The 369-nt window shown below is 37.1% G+C and carries 1 protein-coding gene; it reads right to left on the bottom strand.

Annotated elements, in window-relative coordinates:
• Positions 1–369 (bottom strand): hypothetical protein (locus Z053_RS31780; RefSeq protein ID WP_035097374.1); only part of this gene is annotated, 369 nt, incomplete at both ends.

The raw sequence follows: 369 nt of genomic DNA on the forward strand, positions 1-369 counted from the left end.
AACCTTATAAGCCGATGTATTTTCTAACTGATTTAAAATATCTTCTAAACCGGAAATAAGGGTTTTTAGTTTATAGTTTTTATCTCCTGTAGCTATCCTGATTGTGAGCACTCCCTCTATAGGGGACTCCAGTTCTATGTATTTGGATCGGGTGGTTACCACATTATCAGATCCTGTGAATTCATCTTCTGCCTTAAAAGTATTTACCTGCTTTAATCCTGCTACTTGCTTCTCTAGATCACGACCAAGATGTCGCTTTAATAAGCCAAGAGAAATTACAGGCTTTTCACTCAATGATAAGGCTAGATTTTCTACATATTGGTGCACTTCATTAGAAGCTACAATCGGAACACTCCAACCTCTTTTCTT

Origin of the sequence: Aquimarina megaterium XH134 (assembly GCF_000520975.1) — a bacterium.
Taxonomy (GTDB): Bacteria; Bacteroidota; Bacteroidia; order Flavobacteriales; family Flavobacteriaceae; genus Aquimarina; species Aquimarina megaterium.